We start from the raw sequence: 4,327 nt of genomic DNA, 5'->3' as shown, positions 1-4,327 counted from the left end.
GTTATATCGAATATTGCAACCATAAACCTTTTTACTCCATCTCCTTAGTAGCGTTGAATCGATTATTGCAGTGTATTTAAATCTATTGTCATCAAAAATATCGGGAAGGTTGGATAGTTGAGTATACAAACAAAACTCATTTTCTGATAGTTTTTGTAGGTTTTTAACGATAGTCGTTCTGTGAATTCCCGAGACATACTCTGAAAATGCTTTGATTTAGTTTTTATTGGCGTTAGTGTTCTAACTTGTGCGAACTTAGATAACTCCTCCGAACAGCTAAATCCTGAACTATTTATAGAATTAGTGAGTATATTATTAAGTGCTGCTAGCATAAGAGATGCACCGTTTTTTAACGAGTTATTTAAGTACTACCTATTTCTATTTTTTGGTCTTAATTTTAATAGTGTTAAATCACACTATCAGTAAATAAATATTTTTCTATGATAAGGGGATGATTATGTACATTAGAGGAAAAGCACACGTCTTTGGAGATGACGTTGATACCGATGCAATCATTCCAGGACCTTATTTAAAAACAACCGATGGGCATGAACTCGCATCCCACTGCATGGCAGGGATTGATGAAGATTTCCCAAAAAGAGTTAAAGAAGGAGATGTCATTGTTGCTGGAGAGAATTTCGGTTGTGGTTCAAGTAGGGAACAGGCACCAATAGCAATAAAATACTGTGGGATAAGGGCAGTTATTGCTGAGAGTTTTGCAAGAATCTTCTATAGGAATGCAATAAACATTGGACTAATTCCAATAGTTTGTAAAGATATTACCAAATATGTTAAAGAAGGAGATGCTATTGAAGTTGACTTGGAGAATGAGAAGATTATAATAAACGATAAACTAACTCTAAACTGTGAAACACCAATGGGGATTGCAAGAGAGATTTTAGAGGCAGGGGGGTTAATTAACTACTACCACAGAAAGGTAAAGCAAAGATGTGTCCATATTTAAATGTATTTTCTAAATACTGGATATGTTCCTAAATATTTCATATATGCTACATTTTTATTTAAACTTTCAAACAACTCTTTCTCATCTCCATGGCTTTCAAAGTCGATATAAAAAACATAAACACCCAATCTTTTTTTAGATGGTCTTGACTCTATCCTTGTTAGGTTTATGTTTCTCTCTGCGAATTTTTTCAATATATGATACAATGCCCCAGGTCTATCTTCCTTTAACTCGATGATTATGGTTGTTTTGTATGCAATAGGTTCTGCATTAAACTTTGGTGTTTTTTTGCCTATTAAAATGAATCTCGTCTTGTTGTTTTTGTAGTCCTGAATATTCCTATCTAAAACTTTCAAACCATACAATTTTGCCGCCTCTATTGAGGCAATTGCCCCCAATCTTTCATCCTTTTTTTTAGCAACAATTTCAGCAGCCTTTGCAGTACTCGAGACTGCTTTTGTTTTCCATCCATGTTCTTTTATGTATTTTCTGCATTGTGCCAACGCCTGTGGATGAGAAATAACTATTTCAATCTTATCTTTATTATATCCAACCAAATTATGGTTTATATCAATATCAACCTCACCAAGTATCTTCACATCATACTCCAAAAGTAAGTCCTGTGTTAAAGTTACAGAACCTTCTATGGAATTTTCTGATGGAACCACCCCATAGGCGTTATTTTTATCAACATTCTCAAAGATTTCATAGATTGTGGATGTTGGTTGTAAAGGTAGGGATGTCAATTTTGAAAATACCTTCCCTGCTTTCTCTGTAAATGAACCTCTCGGTCCTAAGTAATAAAGCATCATCTCACCTTAAAAACACAAATCAAAAATTGCCCCTTATTTTTAAACATTTTTGTATTGCCTAATTTATTATCAACTTTTTTAAAAAAATTTAAAAATTTTTCCAATATCTTTGTAGGAAGTATCTTAAAAATTGGATGCACAAAGTAGAAGGTCTTCCAATATGTTATATAAAACCCCTCTACACCGAAGTCCTCAATGCCTAAAGGTTGATGGTGTATCTTCCAATCTGTAAACAATTCCTCATTTATTATGGAGTTTTTATTAACCACCACAACAATACACACCCCATTATTTTTTAAAACCCTCTTTATCTCACTCAATGCCTTTTTATAATCAACATGTTCTAAAACATCTATGCATAAAATTAAATCAAAGGATTTATCTTTAAAAGGCAGATTTAATATATCCCCACAAATTTTATTGGTTTTTATGTTGAATTTTTTTAGTAGATTCAATGAAATGTCCAAATAAATTGTATTTGAATCTTTTGTTAAATTATAGAAAGATCCAAATCCACAACCACAATCTAAAATTAGAGCATCTTTTTTGTTTTTTATTTTATCAAATTCATCCAAATTAGAAATTATATCAAAAATAAGTTCTTCTTCAAAATTCATGAGTAATTTGGCATATTTTGGGATATTACTTAAATTCCAATTTTCATAAAAATCCTTCACATTCATAGTATCTCACAGTTTAATGTGTAAATAATAGTATCCTCTGGAAATAGTTTTTTTATTTTTTCCTTTATCCTTTTAAGTTCATCTTCTGGAATTTCCTCTTCCAATTCCTTATCCAACATAAACCCACATCTATAGTAATAGGTATCCTCAACAATTGCAGCAATCTCTGGAAACTCTAAGGATAGAACTTTAACATCCTCACCTAAAATCTCAACAATCTCTTCCAAATCTTTTTAAAATCTAATGGTTCTCTATTGTAAAAAACACCATCTACGCAAAGTTTCATAATATCGCCCACGAATTTAAATGAAAAAAAGAAATATTAAGAAATTATTTTATATTGTGTTTTCCAGTGTTCCATTTCTTCGCTTATAAATAGCCCATGATTTTCTAATTTATAACATTGATTTAACTCTATCGGGCTTTTACCAATAAGTGATATTATTCAATCTTCGATATTTTTACAGTCCTCCGGTTCTAATACTACTATTCACCTTTAGGGGTAAATACCATTAATTATCTTCTTTTTTCTTTTCAAATGTTTCAACAAATGAAACTTTATCAACACCTAACCTCTTTATAACCTCATTTGCTATTGCCATTTTTATTGTTTGGATGTTGTTCATAAATGAGCAAACCTCTGGGAGGTTGATTGTAACAGTTTTTTTGGTCATCTTTATCTTTAAATCATCTGTATTTATTGAAGGTATGTACATCTTTACGAGTTCTTTAACAATTTCTTCTGGTTCTTCAACAACTTCTTCTAATTTTAACCTATACTTAACCTCTTTTCCAGCGAATTCATGGTTGAAATCAACTAAAACCCTTCCGCTGTTAATACTAACAACCTTTCCAACATTTCCATCAATATTAACTGGCATTCCTACAACAGGTCTTATGTTAAACTTTTGGAATTCTTTTATTGGAACTACCCTAACTTTTGAAGGGTCTCTTTTACCAAATGCTTTCTCTGGAGGAAGGACGAGTTCCCTCTCTTCTCCAACCTCCATCTCCAATAACGCCTCATCTAATCCAGGTAATAACATCTCCTCTCCAACGACAATTGTGACAGGACCGTAAATCATCCTTGGGTTGTAAATTCCCTCTTTTTTAGCCAATTCCTCGTTTGTTGTGTCGAAGAGTTTTTCATTAACATACCCATCATAACTAATCTTTACCAATTTTCCTTTTTCTACCATCACATCACCTTTTTCTTTTTTATGGTTATTCATCTGTAGAAGGATATAAAAATTTTGTCCTAATATATAATCTTTTTGAATTCTCTCATTGTTTAAATAATAGGATTTTTGAAATAACAACAGCATCTCCGAACATCATACTATAAAACAGAAAAGTTAATATTTAATAATACGCAATAAATCTATTAAAAAAATAAAAGGAGGTGATTTCATGAACTCAAAAATTTATGCACTGAGAGTTATTAACTATTTAAACGATTTTATTAGTAGAATACTAACCAATCCGAAAATATATAGAACTGAGGACTACACAAAGGGATTAATTAAAGCCATGGAAAGCACATACTTAGAAACGATTGGCAAGTTAAATTACCCTTCGGTAGATTCCTACTATCGATACATAAAGAACGCAGATATTACTATCCGTAGTTCCCATCAAAACATTAAATATATAACTCAATAGATATATAGTATCAAAAAAATAGTTGAAGGTGATAACATCGTTGAAGAGAGCGTCCCAAAGCTTAAACGATTAATAAATCTCATGCGGGCTAAGTTCTATCTAACTGTAGAGAAATATAAGTCACCATACGCCCGCAGAGAGAAAATATCCCTCTTGGACTTAATAATCTTTTCGGTTCTATGTATGATATACTTCGGTGGATGTAT

Annotated in this window: 4 protein-coding genes and 2 pseudogenes; 1 reads left to right on the top strand and 5 read right to left on the bottom strand. The window is 31.8% G+C overall.

The genetic code is table 11. From position 1 onward, the window contains the following. A pseudogene (locus tag METFODRAFT_RS10390) lies at window positions 1-332 on the bottom strand (hypothetical protein); the annotation flags it as partial. Between the two features lie 125 nt (window positions 333-457). Here METFODRAFT_RS10390 and hacB point away from each other — a divergent pair. Further along, the gene (gene hacB, locus METFODRAFT_RS09175) at window positions 458-964 is read left to right on the top strand and encodes a homoaconitase small subunit (protein WP_007045336.1); all 507 of its coding nucleotides are present in this window, start codon (window positions 458-460) and stop codon (window positions 962-964) included. Here hacB and pheA read toward each other — a convergent pair. The 4 genes and pseudogenes from pheA to METFODRAFT_RS09155 all read right to left on the bottom strand — a co-directional run bounded on the left by pheA (window position 961) and on the right by METFODRAFT_RS09155 (window position 3,658). After that, a complete protein-coding gene (gene pheA / locus METFODRAFT_RS09170; RefSeq protein ID WP_007045335.1) occupies window positions 961-1,773 on the bottom strand; it encodes a prephenate dehydratase in 813 nt (270 codons plus the stop codon). The two genes, hacB and pheA, sit on opposite strands and share 4 nt — an antisense overlap. Next, window positions 1,773-2,459: a class I SAM-dependent methyltransferase gene (locus METFODRAFT_RS09165; RefSeq protein ID WP_007045334.1), complete on the bottom strand. Its 687-nt coding sequence runs from the start codon at window positions 2,457-2,459 to the stop codon at window positions 1,773-1,775. The genes pheA and METFODRAFT_RS09165 overlap by 1 nt, the downstream gene beginning before the upstream one ends. Continuing rightward, window positions 2,456-2,745: pseudogene (locus tag METFODRAFT_RS09160) on the bottom strand (hypothetical protein). Before METFODRAFT_RS09160 ends, METFODRAFT_RS09165 begins: the two are co-directional and overlap by 4 nt. Before the next feature lie 226 nt (window positions 2,746-2,971). Continuing rightward, window positions 2,972-3,658, bottom strand: a complete 687-nt coding sequence (locus tag METFODRAFT_RS09155) for a peptidylprolyl isomerase (RefSeq protein ID WP_048115848.1) — start codon at window positions 3,656-3,658, stop codon at window positions 2,972-2,974. Window positions 3,659-4,327 lie beyond the last annotated feature (669 nt).

The organism is Methanotorris formicicus Mc-S-70, from assembly GCF_000243455.1.
Taxonomy (GTDB): Archaea; AGJL01; Methanococci; order Methanococcales; family Methanococcaceae; genus Methanotorris; species Methanotorris formicicus.
The sequence above is the reverse complement of the archived record's forward strand: the minus strand, read 5'-3'. Positions and strand labels throughout refer to the sequence as shown.